A 16,851-nucleotide genomic window follows, 5' to 3' on the forward strand; every position below is an offset into this window, starting at 1 on the left:
CGCGATCAACGGCGTTAATCACCTGACTAAGTAAATAGTGGCCGTCTTCGCAGGGGCACTCTATGCTCGCGCCAAACAGAGTCTGGAGGAGAGGAAATGACTGCGTTCGACCGCGATTTCACCATGACGATCGACGGCCGGCCCGTGCCCGGCGACGCGACGATCCCGGTGCTCAATCCGGCAACCGAGGAGGCCGTAGCGGAAGCCCCGGATTGCAGCGCGACCGAGCTCGACGCCGCTATCGCCGCCGCCCGCGCCGCGTTCCCCGGCTGGCGTGCGACGCCGATCGACCAGCGCCGCGCCGCGGTGGCGAAGATCGCCGAGGTGATTTCCACCAATCTCGACGCATTCGCCCGGCTGTTCACCCAGGAACAGGGCCGCCCGCTCGCCAAGGCGACCGAGGAACTGATGGGCGCCGCCTTCTGGGCGGCCAGCGTCGCCAAGCAGGAAATCCCGGTGCTGGTGAACGAGGACACGCCCGATCGCCGCTCCGAGACGCGGCGCGTGCCGATCGGCGTGGTCGGCGGGATCGTACCGTGGAATTTCCCGATGCTGCTCGGCGTGTGGAAGATCGCCGGCGCGCTGCTCACCGGCAACACGCTGGTCATCAAGCCCTCGCCCTTCACCCCGCTGACCATGCTCAAGCTTGGCGAGCTGATGCGCCCGCATCTGCCGCCCGGCGTGTTCAACGTGGTCAGTGGCGGTGACCAGTTGGGCCCTTGGATGACCGCGCATCCCGGCATCGACAAGATCAGCTTCACCGGCTCCACCGCCACCGGCAAGCGGGTGATGGCCAGCGCCGCCGCCAATCTGAAGCGCGTCACGCTCGAGCTGGGCGGCAATGACGCCGCGATCGTGCTGGGGGATATCGATGTCGCCAAGGTCGCCGAACCGCTCTTCTGGTCGGCGTTCGGCAATAACGGCCAGGTCTGCATCGCGACCAAGCGCCTCTATATCCACGACACTGCCTATGACGCGCTCGCCGCCGAACTGACCGCGATCGCCAACCGCGTGAAGACGGGCAATGGGCTGGAGCAGGGCACCGATCTCGGCCCGGTCCAGAACCGCGCCCAATATGAGCGGGTCAAGGCGCTGATCGCCGATGCGCAGGCCGAGGGCCTTACCTTCCTCGCCGGCGGCGATGTGCCCGAAGGGAAGGGCTATTTCATCCCCGTCACCCTGGTCGACAACCCGCCCGAGGACAGCCGCGTTGTGGCGGAAGAGGCGTTCGGCCCGGTCCTCCCGCTGATCCGCTTCGACGATGTCGAGGATGTCATCGCCCGCGCCAACAACAGCGAGTACGGCCTGGCCGGCTCGGTCTGGTCGGCGGACACCGGCGCCGCGCTCGCCATCGCCGGGCGGCTCGACACCGGCACCGTCTGGATCAACGAGGCGCAGCACGTCACCCCCTGGGCGCCGTTCGGCGGCCACAAGCAATCGGGAATCGGCGTCGAGAACGGCACCGAGGGCCTGCTCGAATATACCAACGCCCAGACGATCTCGGTGCGCAAGTGATGCAGTACGAGCAGATAAGCTACGAAGTCGCCGACGGCATCGCCACGCTCACCCTCGACCGGCCCGACAAGCTCAACGCCTATTCGATCCGGATGATGGAGGAGATGATCCATGCGTTCGACCGCGCCGATGCGGACGACCAAGTCGGTGCGGTGATCGTCACCGGCGAGGGGAGGGCCTTTTGCGCCGGCGCCGACCTCGAGATGGGCGCCAAGGTGTTCGACGCCGCCGGCAGCCCGGACTCGCCGATCCGCGCGGATGGTTCGATCGACTATGCCAGCCCGCACGCCCGTGACTATGGCGGCCGCCTGACCCTGCGCATCTTCGAGAGCCTCAAGCCGGTGATCGCCGCGGTCAACGGCCCCGCGGTCGGCATCGGCGCGACGATGCTGCTGCCGATGGACATCCGCCTCGCCAGCGACGCCGCGCGCTTCGGCTTTGTTTTCGCAAGGCGCGGGATCGTCCCCGAAGGCGCGTCGATGTGGTTCCTGCCGCGCATCGTGGGCATCGACCGCGCGCTCGAATGGTGCATGAGCGGCCGGCTGCTCGGTGCCGAGGAAGCGCTGGCCGGGCGGCTGGTGCGTTCGGTGCATGCGCCGGAGGATCTACTGTCGTCCGCCCGCGCGCTGGCCCGCGAGATCGTCGACAATGCCGCGCCGGTCTCGGTCGCGCTCACGCGTCAGATGCTGTGGCGCGGGCTCGGTATGGCGCATCCGATGGAGGCGCACCGGGTCGACAGCCGCGGCGTGCTGGCCCGCGGCCGCAGCGGCGATGCGCGGGAGGGGGTGATGGCGTTCCTCGAGAAGCGCGCGGCGGTGTTCCCCGATCGCGTCTCAAGCGGCATGCCCGATTACTTCCCCTGGTGGGAAGAGCCGGGCTATTTCTGAGCCCCAAAGCCAAACCCCGACAATCCGTCATCCCCGCGAAGGCGGGGATCCAGGGTAGTGAAGGGCGGTCCGCGCGATAGAGCATCTGCTATCGGTACGGCCAAAGCCAACCACACGCGTCGCTTGTGACTCTGGATCCCCGCCTTCGCGGGGATGACGAAAGACAGGAAGCCCGATGAACCCCTCCGAAATCGCCACCCGGGTCGAGAGCTTCGTCCGCGAAACCATCGCTCCCTATGAGCGCGACCCCCGCTGCACCCCGCACGGCCCCTCCGAGGACCTGGTGGCCGAACTCCGCGACCACGCCCGCACCGCCGGCCTGCTAACCCCGCACATCGCGGACGGCACCCATCTCACCCACCGCGAGATCGCGCATGTCCTGCGTGCCGCCGGCCTCTCCCCGCTCGGCCCGGTAGCGCTCAACGTCGCCGCGCCGGACGAGGGCAACATGGTTCTGCTCGGCCGCGTCGCCACGCCGGAACAGAAGGCGCGCTTCCTCGATCCGCTCATCGCCGGCACCGCCCGCTCGGCCTTCTTCATGACCGAGCCGGCCAGCGACGGCGGCGCCGGCTCCGATCCTTCGATGATGCAGACCGTCGCCCGCCAGGATGGCAACCACTGGGTGATCGACGGCCGCAAGGCGTTCATCACCGGCGCGCAAGGGGCCAAAGTCGGCATCGTCATGGCGAAGACGGAAGAAGGCGCTACCCTGTTCCTGGTCGACCTGCCGGATCCCGCCATCCGCATCGAGCGCGTGCTCGACACGATCGACAGCTCGATGCCCGGCGGTCATTCGATCGTCGCCATAGACGGCTTGCGCGTCCCCGCCGACCAGATCCTCGGCTTGCCCCACAAGGGCTTCGACTATGCCCAGATCCGCCTCGCCCCCGCCCGGCTCACCCACTGCATGCGCTGGCTGGGCGCCGCCACTCGCGCGCACGAAATCGCCTGCGCCTATGCCGTCAGGCGCCACGCCTTCGGCAAGCCGCTGATCGATCACGAAGGTGTCGGCTTCATGCTCGCCGACAACCGCATCGCGCTGCAACAGGCCTGGCTGATGATCGACTGGTGCGCCGGGGTGCTCGACGGCGGCGCGCCCGGCATCGCGGAGAGCTCGATGGCCAAGGTCGCGGTGTCCGACCTGCTGTTCGGCGTGGCGGACCGCTGCGTCCAGGTGATGGGCGGCACCGGCGTCTCGGGCGACACGATCGTCGAGCAGGTCTTCCGCGAGATCCGCGCCTTCCGCATCTATGACGGGCCGACCGAGGTCCACAAATGGAGCCTCGCCAAGCGCATCAAGCGCGAGACGCTGGCGGGGTAAGCCGAGGGCGCCTTCTCATCGTCATCCCCGCGAAAGCGGGGACCCATCTCGGAGAGATGTCACGACCGCAACAGCTGTCGTATCGGGCGCGCGTGGAGGAGATGGGTCCCCGCTTTCGCGGGGATGACGTTCGCAACATCAGGCGCTCGGTTTGCGCAACTCGTCCAGAAACGCCCCGACCAGCCCGCCACGCGCCTCCGCCGGCGCCGCCTCCAGCGCATCTTCCAGCGCCGACGCCTTGCTGCCCAGTGCCGCCTGGCCGAACAGACCCGCCGATCCGGCGAACTTGTGGAGCAGCCCGCCAAGCGTCTCCGCCTCCGCATTGCCCTGTTCGCCCGCGAGGAACGCCTCGGTCGCCGCGAGCAGCTCGGCCTTGCGCGCCGCGAATTTCTCCCAAAGCGCCGGTGAGATCGTCATCGCCGGCTCGGCCTTGGCGATCGACGCGGCCGGAGCCTCCGCAGCCGCCGGCGCCCAGCGCGCGATCGCCGCGGCAAGGTCGGCCAGCTGGATCGGCTTGGCGAGATGCGCCTGCATCCCGGCCTCGAGACAGGCGGCGATATCGTCGGCATAGGCATTGGCGGTGAGCGCCAGGATCGGCAGCTGCGCCGCCGCGATCCCCGCGCCGCGGATCGCCCGCGCCGCGCCGATGCCGTCGAGCACCGGCATCTGCATGTCCATCAGCACCAGGTCGAAGGGCCGCTCGCCGCCATCCGCCGTCGTCACTGCCTCGAGCGCGGCGGCGCCGTCCGTGACGATCGTCACGTCATGCCCCAGCCGGCCCAGCATCTCCTGCATCAGCAGCTGGTTGACGTCGTGATCCTCGGCGACGAGCACGTTGAGCGCCTGCACGGCGCGCTCGGGGCCGCGCGCGATGGCCCCGTCGCTCTCCTCGCCCTCGGCGACGACCAGCGGCAGGCACAGGGTGAAAATGCTGCCCTGGCCTGGCTCGCTCTTCAGCCCCAGTTCGCCGCCCATCAGCCCGGCCAGCCGGCTGCTGATCGCCAGGCCCAGGCCGGTCCCGCCATAGCGGCGCGCGGTCGATTGCTCGGCCTGGACGAACTGCTCGAAGATCGCGGCGTGCCGGTCGGGCGGGATGCCGATGCCGGTATCCGCGATGGCGATGGCGATGCCTGCGCTGCCGTCGTCCCGCGTCACCCGGTCCGCGCACAGCGTCACCCGGCCCTGGCTGGTGAACTTCACCGCATTGCCCAGCAGGTTGAGCGCGATCTGGCGCAGCCGCAGCCCGTCGACCATCACGAAGCGGGGCAGGGCGGGATCGATATGGAATTCCAGCGCCAGCCCCTTCTGCGCGGCGGCGGGCTCGATCAGCTTCAGGCAACCTCTGAGCGCATGGCGCAGGTCGACGCGCTCGGCACTCACCTGCATCTGCCCGGCCTCGATCTTGGACAGGTCGAGGATGTCGTTGAGCAGCCGCATCATCGCCCGGCTCGAATCGACGATCAGCTGGGCGTGGCGGTGCTGCTCGGGCGGCAGGTCGCTGGCGAGCAGCAGGTCGGCAAAGCCCAGCACGCCGTTCATCGGAGTGCGGATCTCGTGGCTCATGTTCGCCAGGAAGCTCGACTTGGCCTGCACCGCCGCCTCGGCCCGCCCGCGCGCGGCATCGAGCTCATGCTCCAGTTCCTTGCGGCGCGTGACGTCGCGCAGCGAGGCGATGATCTCGGCCGGCGCCCCAGTGGCGGGATCGCGGACCAGCCCGCAATGCGCCTCGATCCACTGCGCCGGCGCGGTCGGGTCGAGCATATGGGTGCGATAGGTGATCACGCCGCGCTCCAGCTCGCCGGTGGTGAGCAAATGCTGGAATTCGTACATCTCCGCGCGATGCTCGGCCGACACGCCGAAGCCGATCTGCTTGCCAAGGATATGCGCCGGCTCGACCCCCAGCACCGGCTCGGTGGAAGGCGAGGCATAGATGCAGCAGCCGTCGAGGTCGAAGCGCAGAACCGCGTCCGTCGCGTTCATCGCGAGCAACGCCAGCTCGGCCTCGACCACCTGGCGCCGGGTGATGTCGTCGTGCAGCCGGCGATTGGCGTCGCGCAGGATCGTCACCCGCTCGCGCCGCTCGCGCGAGATCAGCCAGGCGAGCAGCAGGACGAGCAGCCCGCTGGTGAGGCCGGCGAGCTGGATCGGCGCTTCGAACCCGCGCGCGCGATCGAGGCGCTCCTGGAGCAGCCGCTGCTCCTCGTCGCGGATCTGGTTGATCTGCGCGAGCATCCTGGCGGTTTCCTGGCGGTTCGCCTCGCTTGCGAGGATCGACGTCGCCTCCGCTGCGCGATTGGCGCCGCGCAGCGCCAGCGTCTGCTCGGTCTCGACCAGCCGCTGCCGGATCAGCGCGGCGAAATAGGCGACGCGCTCGCGCTGGCGCGGATTGTCGTCGGTCATGTCCTCGAGACCGGCCAGCTCGTCCGGCAGCGCGCGCTTGAGCGCCTCGATATTCTTGCGCGCATCGGGATCGCCGGTGAGCAGATAGCCGCGGCGATAGACTTCGGCGCGCAGCGTCAGAATCCGCACGCGTGAGAGGCGGTCGGAGACCTGGAAGGTGTGACGCACCCAATTGTCCGCATTCTGCTTCTGGGCGAACAGCCACACGCCGGAACCGGCCGTGAAGGCGAGCAGCGCCAGCGCAGCGGCCAGAATCCATTGGGAGCGGCGCGTCAGTATCTCGGCCATCGATGCGATCCCTAGGAAAAAAGCCTTAACGCCGTGTTCTGCGGTTTCCTGCAAAACGCCGGAAAGACATAGTCGTCACAAATTTCGGCACAGGGGCGCAACCATATCCGTTCCGAGCGTTATAATTTAGATTGGGATGACGGCGAACCGTGCGGATATGTGAGGAATAATGGCGCGTATCATCATTGCGGATGACGACGAGATCGTCGGCGAGATCGCCCGCGACGCACTCATCGCGGCGGGGCATGGTGCCGGTCTGGTCAAGGACGGTGCCGAGGCGCTGCGCGTGATCAAGGCGCGCCGGCCCGATCTGGTGATCCTCGATTGCAACATGCCCGAGCTGTCGGGCGTTCTGCTGGTCCAGGAGCTGCGCAAGATGCCGGACTTCGCCGATCTGCCCGTGATGATGCTCACCGGCCGCCGCAGCGAGCGCGACGAGGAGCTGGCGCGCTTCGCCGGCGCCAACGAATATCTCAAAAAGCCCTTCGATCCGGACGAGCTCGTCTTCCGGGTCGAGGAGATGCTGGCAAAGGCGGCCTGAGCCATGGCGCGGATCATCTATGTCGAGGATGACGAGCTGGTCGGCGCCGTGGTGCAGCAGGTGCTGAGCGCGGCGGGCCACATCGTCGGGGTGATCAACCACGGCACGCTGGCGTTCGACACGATCGCGTTCAAGAAGCCCGACCTGGTGATCCTCGACCAGTCGCTGCCGGGCATGCAGGGCGTCGACATCCTCAAGGCGCTGCGCCGGCTGCCGGCGCTCTACCTCACCCCGATCCTGATGCTCTCGGCCAAGGGCAGCGAGCAGGCGATCGACGAGGCGATGGGGGCGGGGGCGAACGACTATCTGCCCAAGCCGTTCGAGCCCGAGGAGCTGGTGCGCCGCGTCGCCGACGTGCTGCGCAACAACAGTTTCGCGGCGCGCAGCGGCTGATTTCCCGCCAGACTTTACTACCGTCATCCCCGCGAAGGCGGGGACCCATCTCGGAGAGATGTCACGACCGCAACAGCTGTCGTATCGGTCGGCGCCTGCAGGAGATGGGTCCCCGCTTTCGCGGGGATGACGATAAGGGCAGGGACGACCTAGGTCTGCTGCCGGCTCTCCGCCGCCAGCACTTCGGCCGCCTGCAGCGCCAGCTCGCGCAGGCGCCTGCTCTGCTCGGGCAGCAGCTTCATCCGCGGATGCGAATCGATCGCGCACAGCGCGCCCAGCGCCTCGCCCTCGGGCGAGATCATCGGCATGCCGACATAGAAGCGGATGTTCGGCGTGCCGAGCACCAGCGGGTTGCCGGCGAAGCGCGGATCGTTCGCCGCATCGAACACGCACATGATTTCCTTGGGATTGGCGATGGTGTGGCCGCAAAAGGAAATGTCGCGCGGGCCCGAGGTCAGTTCGGGACCATGGCAGGCGAGGATGTGCTGGGTCTGGCGGTCGATCATCGTGACCACGCCCGACTGGGCGCCGAACAGCTCGGCCACTTCGTCGACGATCGGCTGGAGCGCGGGCGAGTGCTTGCCGATCGCACCCCGGTGCTTGTCCACCGCGGCCTGGCGCTGCTTCTCGCCACGCAGAAGCGGTGCGAGTGCATGGAAGATCGGTTTAAGCTTGGGCCCCATGGCAGCTCCTTTGCCACAGATTGTTCTAACTCTTGGTGAAGCAGGAAATACGCGCCTGCTTGCGTATTGGATGCAGGATCAGGCCCGGACGAACAGATTTTTGAGCCAAAGCGGCCCGGTTCGGCCGGCATCGCGCCAGTCGCCTTCGTCCTCGGCGGCATCGGGCGTGTAGCCGCGCGGGTCGAACAATTTCACCTTTGCGCCCTTGAACGCACCGGTATTGCGGGTGACCAGGGTGAGCCCATGCTCGAGCGCGGTGGCCGCAAGCAGCGCGTCGCGCGTCTCGGCAAGGGCAAGCTGGCCGCGTCGTCGCGCCACCGATGCGTCGAGCGGCAGCACATGGCCCTCGAAGGCCGGCAGCAGCTGCGCGTCGATCCAGCTCCGGAGCGCCGCGCCCGCCGCCTTGTCGCGCCGTGCCGTCTCCGCCGCGCTGGTCTCCAGCTCGACCAGGCTGATCGCCGAGACGAACAGCCGCTCGCGCGCCACCCCCGATGCCCAGGCGGTCAGCCCCGCCTCGGCGGTGCCGGCCCGCGCCTTGCGAAGCTCGAAGACGATGGGCGTGTCGAGCAGGAACATCACCAGCGCCCCGGCGGTGCCAGCTCGGCATCGGGCGTACCGGGCGCGATGGCGAGCAGGTCGATAATGCTCTCGCGCTGGCCGCTCAATGCACGGAACTGGTCGATGCTCATCAGCACGTGCGTCGGCCGGCCGCGGTCGGTGACGAACACCGGTTCGCCCCGCGCGAGTCGCTTGGCGGCGCTGACGTCCTGGTTGAATTCGCGGCTGGTGATGACCTTCATTTTGTACCTACGTACCTAGATTGTCTGCGTTGTCATGTAGGTACGTTACTACTGTGTGCGCTGGTTGCAACACAAAGCGCGCCGCAGCCGGAAAAATGCATCTGCGCAGACAAATTATAGTTGCGCGAAGCTGCGGCCCCGCGCTCCCTTGGGTGCAGCGACAGGCGCCCAAGCGCCGCGCAACGAGGATTTCGGGGGAGGTTTAATGCTCGATCTACTGAACAGTGCCTGGCATGCGTTGACCGATGTGCTCAGTCCGCACGGCCCCGCGGTGAACGCCGCGAAGAGCTATGCGCCCGGTGACTACAGCATCCATTTCTTCCTGCAGCTGGCGATCATCATCCTCGCCTGCCGCGTGGTCGGCTGGCTCGGCCAGAAGCTCCTGAAGCAGCCTCAGGTGGTCGGCGAGATGATCGCCGGCGTCGTCCTCGGCCCGTCGCTGTTCGGCCTGTTCTTCCCCGATCTCCAGCTCGCGATCTTCCCCAAGGAGACGCGCAACGTGCTCTATACCGGCGCGCAGCTCGGCGTCGGTCTCTACATGTTCATGGTCGGCCTCACCCTGCGGCTCGATCACTTCCAGTCCAAGGCGAAGAGCGCCGCGGGCGTCTCGGCCGCCGGCATCGCAGCACCCTTCCTGCTCGCCGCGCTGATCACGCCGTTCCTGCTGACCGTGCCCGGCCTGTTCACCCCCGGCATCAGCCAGTCGAACGCGACGCTGTTCATGGGCGCCTGCATCGCGCTCACCGCCTTCCCGATGCTCGCCCGCATCATCAACGAGAACGGCCTCGCCAACTCGTCGCTCGGCACGCTGTCGCTGACCGCCGGCGCATTCGACGACGCCGCTTCCTGGTGCGTGCTGGCGCTGGTGCTGGCGACCTTCGGCGCCGGCCCGGGCGTGGCCGTGCTCGCGATCGGTGGTGCGGTGCTCTACACCGCCTTCATGCTGCTCTGGGGCCGCAAGCTGCTCGCCCCGCTCGGCCGCATCGTCGAGGAAAAGGGCGAGATGACCACGGGCATGCTCGCGGTCACGATGATGCTGTTCTGTGCCTCGGCCTTCTTCATGGACGCGATCGGCATCCACGCCATCTTCGGCGGCTTCCTGATGGGCGTCTGCATGCCGCGCGGCCTTTTCGTCCGCGAGCTGCAGCGCAAGGTCGAGCCGATCGCAGTCGTCCTCCTCCTGCCGATGTTCTTCACCTATTCGGGCCTCAACACCCGGATGGACATGGTCAACTCGGTCGAGCTGCTGCTCATCGCGCTGGGCGTGCTGGCAGTGTCGATCCTCGCCAAGTTCGGCGCCTGCTGGGGCGCTGCCCGCCTTGCCGGCGAGGACAATCGTACCGCGCTCGGCATCGGCGCGCTGATGAACTCGCGCGGGCTGATGGAGCTGATCATCATCAATATCGGCCTGCAGAAGGGCATCATCGGCCCGACGCTCTTCTCGATGCTGGTGCTGATGGCGATCGTCACCACCGTGATGGCCACCCCGTTGTTCGAGCTGGTCTATGGCCGCAAGGCCCGCGAGACCGGCGAACTGGGCGCCCGCGGCGAAGCCGAGCCCGAACCGCAGCTCGCAGCCGCCTGAGAGGTCCTCCTCCCCCGTCCCGCGCCCACCCGCGCGGGACGGGTTTTCTTTGTCGGAGAAACAGGATGCGATACGCGCTTCTATGCGCCACGGGGCTGCTTGCCGCCGGTACGGCGCACGCGCAGGACGTGAAGCTCACCCCCACCGCCGAGGTGCGGCTGCGCTACGAGCATGTCGATCAGGACGGGCTGCCCCAGGATGCCGATGCGCTGACCCTGCGCGTCCGCCCCGGCCTGGCCGCGAGCTGGCAGGGCTGGTCGGCGCTGGTCGAGGCCGATGCCGTGGTCGCGCTCGCCACCGGTTACAATGACGGGTTCAACGGCAAGACCCGCTATCCGCTGGTCGGCGATGCCGAGAACATCGAGCTCAACCGCGCCCAGCTCCGCTATGCCGGCAAGGACGGGCTGGCGCTGACCGCCGGCCGCCAGCGGCTCAATTTCGCCGACGACCGCTTCGTCGGCAACGCGCCCTGGCGCCAGAGCGAGCAGACCTTCGATGCCGTGCGCGTGCAGTACGGCAAGCCGCTCGGGCTGAATGCCGACATCGCCTATAGCTGGAACGCGCTCACCGTGAACGGCCGCAAGGGCACGCCCGCCCGGCCCCAGGCGATCGGCGGCGACAATCTCTTCGCGGTCCTCGGCTATGGCACCAAGGCGGGTACGTTCAGCACCTTTGCCTATCTGGTCGACCAGGACGAGGCGGCGCTTCAGGGCTTCCGCCTGTCGAGCCAGACCTATGGCGTGCGCTTCGCCGGCAAGCAGGCGCTCGCAAAGGATCTGGCGCTGGGCTACGCCGCCAGCTGGGCCCGCCAAAGCGGCTGGCACCGCAACCCCAATCGCTACACCGCCGATTACTGGCTCGGGGAGCTGACCCTGACCGCGAAAGCGCTCAGCCTCACCGCCGGCTATGAAGTGCTCGGCGCCGACAAGGGCGTCGCGCTCACCAGCGTCCAGACGCCGCTTGCCTCGCTGTTCAAGTTCAACGGCTGGGCGAGCAAGTTCGCCACCACCCCGCCCAACGGCCTGCACGATCTCTACGGCACCGCGGGCTATGTCTGGAAGAAGGTCGGCCCGCTCGACGCGGTCAATATCGGCGCGACCTGGCATCGTTTCCGCAGCGACCGGCTCGACCAGCATTATGGCGACGAGCTCGACCTGATCGCCGGCATCAAGCGCGGCCACTACGCGCTGTCCGCCCGCTACGCCCACTACAAGGCGGACCGCTTCGCGACCGACACCGACAAGGTCTGGCTCCAGCTGGATTGGACACTTTAGCCAAACTCCCGCTCCCTTTGGGAGCGGGAAGGGGCCCGCGAGGCGAAGCCGAGTGGGAAGGGTGAGGGCAGTTCGGCCAATCGACCCTCACCCTTCCGCTGCCTTCGGCAGCTCCCTCCCTCTCCCAAAGGGAGAGGGATTCAAGCATTAATCGCCCGGATCAGTGCCCGGTGCGTCGGCAGGTCCTCCGTCGCGCGCTCGGAAAACCCCCGGATCCGCGCGAACAGCTTCTCCGCCGCCGCGACATTGGGGAAATCCCCGCGCCCGCCCGACAGGTCGGTGCGGAAGTCCATCCCATAGAGGATGTACTGGTAATTGAAGAAGGCGAAGCTCTCGAGGTCGAGCAGGAAGTCGAAGCGGCCCGGCGGCCGGTGGCGCCATTGCCGCAGCAGCTCCTGCAGCGTGTCGGGGATCGAGGCCGGATCGGCATTGTCGCGCCAGAAGGGCTCGTCGCGCCGGCTCAGGCAGTAATGCAGCTTGAGGAAGTCGATGATCCGCTCATAGCGCCCGACGATCAGCTGGTTGAAGCGCTTCGCCGGGGCATCGACCGGGCCGCCATGCGGGAACAGCTCGGCGATCATGCCGACGGCGGCTTCGATCAGCAGCACGCCGGTCGATTCCAGCGGCTCGACGAACCCGCCCGACAGCCCCACCGCCACGCAGTTCTTCACCCATTGCGTCTCGCGATAGCCGGGCTCGAAGGGCAGCAGCCGCGCGGAGAAATCGTCATGGCCGATATAGGTTCGCAGCACCTGCGCTGCCTCGTCGTCGGTCATGTGGGCGGAGGAATAGACCGTGCCGATGCCGCGCGCGCCCTCCAGTCCGATGTCCCAGGTCCAGCCCGCCTCGTGCGCTGCGGCGATGGTGAAGCTCTCGATCGGCGCGTCGGGATCGCCATAGGGGATCTTGGCGGCCAGCGCCCGGTCGGCGAACAGCACGTCGCGCACCGACTTGAACGGCGCGCCCAGTGCCTTGCCGATCAGCTCGGCGCGGAACCCCGAACAATCGATATAGAGGTCGGCCTCCAGCGCGCCCAGCTCGCGCGTCTCGACCCGGGCGATCGCGCCATCAGCGTCCAGCGCGACATGGGTGAGCAGCCCGGCGAGGTGCCGCACGCCCAGCGCCACCGCACGTTCCTTGAGGATGCGGGCGAGCTTGGCGGCGTCGAAATGATAGGCATAGTTGAGCGGCCCCGAGAACTCGCCCTCGCCCTGCTTCTTGGGCGCGCGCCGGCTCTCGGCGACGCGGTTCTGGATGGTAACGGCCTCGGCAAAGGGCGGGCGGACCGCTTCGTCCTGAAGCAGCCAATAGGGCACCAGGCTGGTCCCTTCGGTATAGAAGGGCGCCTCGAACGGGTGGAGATAATGGTGGCGCGTGCCGTCGGGCAGGGGCGCGTGCAGCCAGTCGTTGAAGCGGATGCCCTGCTTGAACGTGGCGGAGGTGGCGCGGATGAACTGCGTCTCGTCGATGCCGAGGAACTTGAGCGTCGATCGGATGGTGGGGAAGGTGCCTTCGCCCACGCCGATGATGCCGAGCTCGGGCGATTCGAGCAGGCTGATCTCGATCTGCGCCTGGTCGGCGATGTCGAGATACCGCGCGAGATAGGCCGCGGTAAGCCACCCCGCGGTGCCCCCGCCGACGATAAGGATACGCCTCTTGCCCATGCGGGGCGGAGCTTAGCGTGGGGGCGGGGGCAACTCCACCCGTGATCCTCTCTACTTCGTCACCCCGCCACCAATCCGTCATCCCGACCCACAACCGTCATCCCGGCGAAAGCCGGGATCTCGTGCGGCTCCTTCCCTGCGCCTTCGCCTGAGATCCCGACTTTCGTCGGGATGACGGTTTGAGGCGCGGGTGACGATTTTGTGGGCGGTGCCGAATGACAGTTGAAGTTGAGCCCGGCCCCCTCCGCCGCTAGCCTCTCCCACGCGCCAGCGGAGACCGCTCCATGAAGCTAGACGACACCGCCGCCAGCCGCATCCGCGACCGAGTGCTGGAGATCGTCGATCTCGCCGCGACCTTCGTGCTCGCCGTCGAATGCGCGCTGACCGCTGTGCAGGCGGATTTCGACCTGTTCGGCATCCTGGTGCTCGCCTTTGTCGGCTCGGTCGGCGGCGCGGTGCTGCGCGATCTGCTGCTCGGCGAGCATCCGCCCGCGCCGTTCCGCGACTGGCGCTATGCCGCGCTGGCGCTGACCGCCACGCTGGTCGTGTTGCTGGCCTCGCTCGCGACCGGCGATGTCGGCAGCTACACCCCGCCGCTGGCGATCGACATCTTCGAGGGTGGTGGCCTCGCGCTCGCCGCGATCGCCGGTGCGCGCAAATGTCTCGACTATCGGCTCAACAGCGCCTCGGTGGTGATCATCGCCACCGTCAATGGCTGTGGCGGCGGCATGCTGCGGGACGTGCTGCTGGCCCGGGTGCCGAAGGTGCTGCACGAGGATTTCTACGCCACCGCCGCGATCGCCGGCGCGACGCTGATCGTCCTGCTGGTCCGCCGCTTCCAGGTCCGTCAGGACGTGGCGGGCGCGGCCGGCGGCGTGGCGATCTTCGCGCTACGTGCCGCGGCGCTCCTCGGCGCATGGCGGCTGCCGCATCTGCACTAGCCTCGCACCACCTGCCATTCGCCGCTCGGCAGGCCGTCGAGCGTCCAGTCCCCGATGCTCCACCGCACCAGCCGCAGGGTCGGGTGGCCCACCGCCGCGGTCATCCGGCGCACCTGGCGGTTGCGCCCTTCGCGGATGGTCAGCCGGATCCAGCAATCGGGGATGTTCGCGCGGTAGCGGATCGGCGGATCGCGCGGCCACAACGCGGGTGCCTCGATCCGCTCGGCCAGCGCCGGCAGCGTCGGGCCGTCCTTCAGCATCACCCCGGTGCGCAGCCGGTGCAGCGCCGCGTCGCCGGCCTCGCCCTCGACCTGGACGAGATAGGTCTTGGGCAGCTTGAACTTCGGGTCGGCGATCCGCGCCTGCAGCCTGCCGTCATCGGTGAGCAGCAGCAGCCCCTCGCTGTCCCGGTCGAGCCGGCCGGCGGGATAGACGCCGGGCAGGTCGATCAGGCCGGACAGGGTGGCGCGCGCCGTTTCCGTGCCGCGATCGGTGAACTGGCTGAGCACGCCGAACGGCTTGTTGAGCCGGACGAGCGTCACGCCGCGCCTGCCGCGGAAGAGGTGCGCAAGATGCCGGCATCGATCATGACCGCCCGCCTAGCGCGGAACCGCCAGGGTCGCCAAGCTCGGTGGGCCCGGCTCAGACGTTTTGCCTTCTGCCGTCACCCCGGCCTTGTGCCGGGGTCCACGGTGCCGCCCGCATTGAACTGGAGCCTCGAAACCTGTCCTCGCCGCCCGGTGGACCCCGGCACAAGGCCGGGGTGACGCGCTATTTACCGGCAACCCGAACCTGAAACCGCAACCTAAAGCGCCCGGAAGCGGAAGTCCCTGAACTTCGCCGCGCCCGCACCCGCCGAATACAGCCCCGGCCGCAGCATCAGGAAGCCGCCGCGGACATTATGGTGGTAGCCCGACACTTCCATCCCCCGGTCGAACCGCTTCCACGTCTTCCCGCCGTCACCCGACAGGTGGAACGCCACGATATGCTCCCGGTTCGACACCCGCATCCGCAGCCGCCGGCCATAGGGATTGGCCGGCCGCCCGCGCTCCATGCCGTACTGGTGGGTGACGAACTTCTTCTCGTCGAAGCCGAGCCCGCAATAGAGCTTCTCGTCATAGAAGAGCACCAGCCCCGCGGTGCCGCCCGGCGCGATCTCGATGTCGCATTCGAATTCATATCCCGTGTCGCCGGCGATCAGCAGCAGCGGCGACGAGTCCACCGGCGCCTTGCCCGAGGCTTTCAGCACCAGCGTGCCAGCTTCCACGGACACTCTGTCCGCTTCGTCCGGACCCGGCTTGAAGAAGTTCCACTTCCGCCCGAGCGCGAGCGGCCCCGAGAAGTCGTCCGACAGCGCCTGGCCATGCGGCACCCGCGCGCCGCCCTTCGGCTTGCGGATCGGCTTGGACAGGTCGCCGCCGGTCATCCGGAACCAGCCGTCCGCCGTCCATTCGATCGGATCGAGCAGCGCCTGACGGCCCAGTGTCCAATAGCCGTTCTCGAAGCCGTGATAGACCGACCACCAGCTCCCGTCGGGCGCCTCGACCAGCGAGGCGTGCCCCCGTGACCACCAGGCCTCGTCGTTGCGGACGGTGCGGACCAGTGGGTTGGCGGGGCATTGCTCCCAGGGCCCGTGGATCGAGCGCGCGCGCGCCGCGATCACCATGTGCCCGGTCGGCGGGCCCGCCGTGCCGCCCACCGCGGTGATCATGTAGAACCAGCCGCCATGACGGTGGATCTTCGGTCCCTCCGGGGAAAAGCCCTCGACGTCCCAATCCTCGGGATAGTGCCAGGGATCGTAGACATGCTCGACCGGGCCCGCAGTGGACAGTCCGTCCTCGGAAAGTCGCACCCGGTCTCCGCCGGAGAGGAACAGCCAGCGCGAGCCGTCCTCGCCCACCGCGTGGCAGGGGTCGATATGGGCATGCAGCCCCAGGTCGATCGGCTCGCTCCACGGCCCGTCGATATGGTCCGCCCAGATCACGAAGATCGAGTTCGGGCTGGCCTTGACCGGTATGTAGAGGAAATAGCGCCCGTTGTGCTTCTCCAGGCTGACGGCCCAGACCGCGCCGATATTCTTGGTCAGCGCCGCCCCCCGCGGCTGCCAGTTCACCAGGTCGCGGCTGTGCCAGATCGTCAGCCCCGGATAGGAATCGAAGCTGGAGAAGGTTATGTAATAGTCCGCGCCGTCCTTCAGGATGGCCGGATCGGGGTGGTCGCCGGCGAGCAGCGGGTTGAGGAACCGCCCGTCGCCCAGGTCGCAGATCCGCTGGTTGTCGAAGCCGCGCTTCCAGTCGGGGACCGGAGCGTCCGCAGCGGCTCCGCCCGGGGAGGCGGCGGCCTCGCCCGGCGGGAGCAGCGTGGCGCCCCCTGCCAACAAAAACGCTCCGAACGTTCCGCGCCGACTGATGTCCATTCCGGATCCTCTCCTGTTTGGACCTTTATGCCACCGGTGTCATTTCAAGGGAAGGGATGTTCGCCGTCGCCAACTTAGGACCTTTCTGTGTCCGTTGCGTCCACTTCGGCGCGATGTCGAATATTTGCTATTAATGTAGGGAA

The 16,851-nt window shown here is 67.9% G+C and carries 15 protein-coding genes; 8 read left to right on the plus strand and 7 right to left on the minus strand.

Going from position 1 to position 16,851, the window contains the following annotated elements; genetic code table 11:
• Positions 1-96 precede the first annotated feature (96 nt).
• From J2W22_RS08640 to J2W22_RS08650, 3 genes are all read left to right on the plus strand, one after another.
• Entirely contained in the window at positions 97-1,515 is a 1,419-nt protein-coding gene (locus J2W22_RS08640) for an aldehyde dehydrogenase family protein (protein ID WP_307117815.1), read from the plus strand.
• Positions 1,515-2,402 (plus strand): crotonase/enoyl-CoA hydratase family protein, encoded by an 888-nt coding sequence (locus tag J2W22_RS08645; protein ID WP_307117816.1) that lies wholly within the window; start codon positions 1,515-1,517, stop codon positions 2,400-2,402. The genes J2W22_RS08640 and J2W22_RS08645 overlap by 1 nt, the downstream gene beginning before the upstream one ends.
• Before the next feature lie 175 nt (positions 2,403-2,577).
• Positions 2,578-3,723 carry an acyl-CoA dehydrogenase family protein gene (locus J2W22_RS08650; RefSeq protein ID WP_307117817.1) on the plus strand — a complete coding sequence of 382 codons (1,146 nt, stop codon included), beginning with the start codon at positions 2,578-2,580 and terminating at the stop codon, positions 3,721-3,723.
• 138 nt (positions 3,724-3,861) lie between these two features.
• On the opposite strand, the gene J2W22_RS08655 is transcribed toward J2W22_RS08650, so the two are convergent.
• Entirely contained in the window at positions 3,862-6,411 is a 2,550-nt protein-coding gene (locus J2W22_RS08655) for an ATP-binding protein (protein WP_307117818.1), read from the minus strand.
• 169 nt (positions 6,412-6,580) lie between these two features.
• Between J2W22_RS08655 and J2W22_RS08660 the strand changes: the two genes are divergently transcribed.
• Together J2W22_RS08660 and J2W22_RS08665 are read left to right on the plus strand one after the other, a co-directional pair.
• Positions 6,581-6,952 (plus strand): response regulator, encoded by a 372-nt coding sequence (locus tag J2W22_RS08660; RefSeq protein ID WP_307117819.1) that lies wholly within the window; start codon positions 6,581-6,583, stop codon positions 6,950-6,952.
• Positions 6,953-6,955: 3 nt separating this feature from the next.
• Entirely contained in the window at positions 6,956-7,345 is a 390-nt protein-coding gene (locus J2W22_RS08665; protein WP_307117820.1) for a response regulator transcription factor, read from the plus strand.
• 149 nt (positions 7,346-7,494) lie between these two features.
• Here the strand turns inward: J2W22_RS08665 and J2W22_RS08670 are convergent, their stop codons facing one another.
• The 3 genes from J2W22_RS08670 to J2W22_RS08680 all read right to left on the minus strand — a co-directional run bounded on the left by J2W22_RS08670 (position 7,495) and on the right by J2W22_RS08680 (position 8,828).
• Positions 7,495-8,028: a GAF domain-containing protein gene (locus tag J2W22_RS08670; protein WP_307117821.1), complete on the minus strand. Its 534-nt coding sequence runs from the start codon at positions 8,026-8,028 to the stop codon at positions 7,495-7,497.
• Positions 8,029-8,106: 78 nt separating this feature from the next.
• Entirely contained in the window at positions 8,107-8,604 is a 498-nt protein-coding gene (locus J2W22_RS08675; RefSeq protein ID WP_307117822.1) for a type II toxin-antitoxin system VapC family toxin, read from the minus strand.
• On the minus strand, positions 8,604-8,828 hold the full coding sequence (locus J2W22_RS08680; RefSeq protein ID WP_307117823.1) for a type II toxin-antitoxin system Phd/YefM family antitoxin: 225 nt from the start codon (positions 8,826-8,828) through the stop codon (positions 8,604-8,606). The genes J2W22_RS08675 and J2W22_RS08680 overlap by 1 nt, the downstream gene beginning before the upstream one ends.
• Positions 8,829-9,033: 205 nt before the next feature.
• Here J2W22_RS08680 and J2W22_RS08685 point away from each other — a divergent pair, with 205 nt between their 5' ends.
• Complete coding sequence (locus J2W22_RS08685; RefSeq protein WP_307117824.1) at positions 9,034-10,413, plus strand: cation:proton antiporter; 1,380 nt, start codon at positions 9,034-9,036, stop codon at positions 10,411-10,413.
• A gap of 65 nt (positions 10,414-10,478) precedes the next feature.
• Complete coding sequence (locus tag J2W22_RS08690) at positions 10,479-11,687, plus strand: hypothetical protein (RefSeq protein ID WP_307117825.1); 1,209 nt, start codon at positions 10,479-10,481, stop codon at positions 11,685-11,687.
• A gap of 140 nt (positions 11,688-11,827) precedes the next feature.
• Here the strand turns inward: J2W22_RS08690 and J2W22_RS08695 are convergent, their stop codons facing one another.
• Positions 11,828-13,351 (minus strand): tryptophan halogenase family protein, encoded by a 1,524-nt coding sequence (locus tag J2W22_RS08695; protein ID WP_307117826.1) that lies wholly within the window; start codon positions 13,349-13,351, stop codon positions 11,828-11,830.
• Between the two features lie 284 nt (positions 13,352-13,635).
• On the opposite strand from J2W22_RS08695, the gene J2W22_RS08700 reads away from it, so the two are divergent.
• The gene (locus tag J2W22_RS08700; protein ID WP_307117827.1) at positions 13,636-14,292 is read left to right on the plus strand and encodes a trimeric intracellular cation channel family protein; all 657 of its coding nucleotides are present in this window, start codon (positions 13,636-13,638) and stop codon (positions 14,290-14,292) included.
• Here the strand turns inward: J2W22_RS08700 and J2W22_RS08705 are convergent.
• Complete coding sequence (locus J2W22_RS08705) at positions 14,289-14,834, minus strand: pseudouridine synthase (protein WP_307117828.1); 546 nt, start codon at positions 14,832-14,834, stop codon at positions 14,289-14,291. The genes J2W22_RS08700 and J2W22_RS08705 overlap by 4 nt on opposite strands.
• A gap of 263 nt (positions 14,835-15,097) precedes the next feature.
• Positions 15,098-16,708 carry a family 43 glycosylhydrolase gene (locus J2W22_RS08710; protein ID WP_307117829.1) on the minus strand — a complete coding sequence of 537 codons (1,611 nt, stop codon included), beginning with the start codon at positions 16,706-16,708 and terminating at the stop codon, positions 15,098-15,100.
• Positions 16,709-16,851: the final 143 nt, after the last annotated feature.

Origin of the sequence: Sphingomonas kyeonggiensis (assembly GCF_030812785.1) — a bacterium.
GTDB classification, from domain to species: Bacteria; Pseudomonadota; Alphaproteobacteria; order Sphingomonadales; family Sphingomonadaceae; genus Sphingomonas; species Sphingomonas kyeonggiensis_B.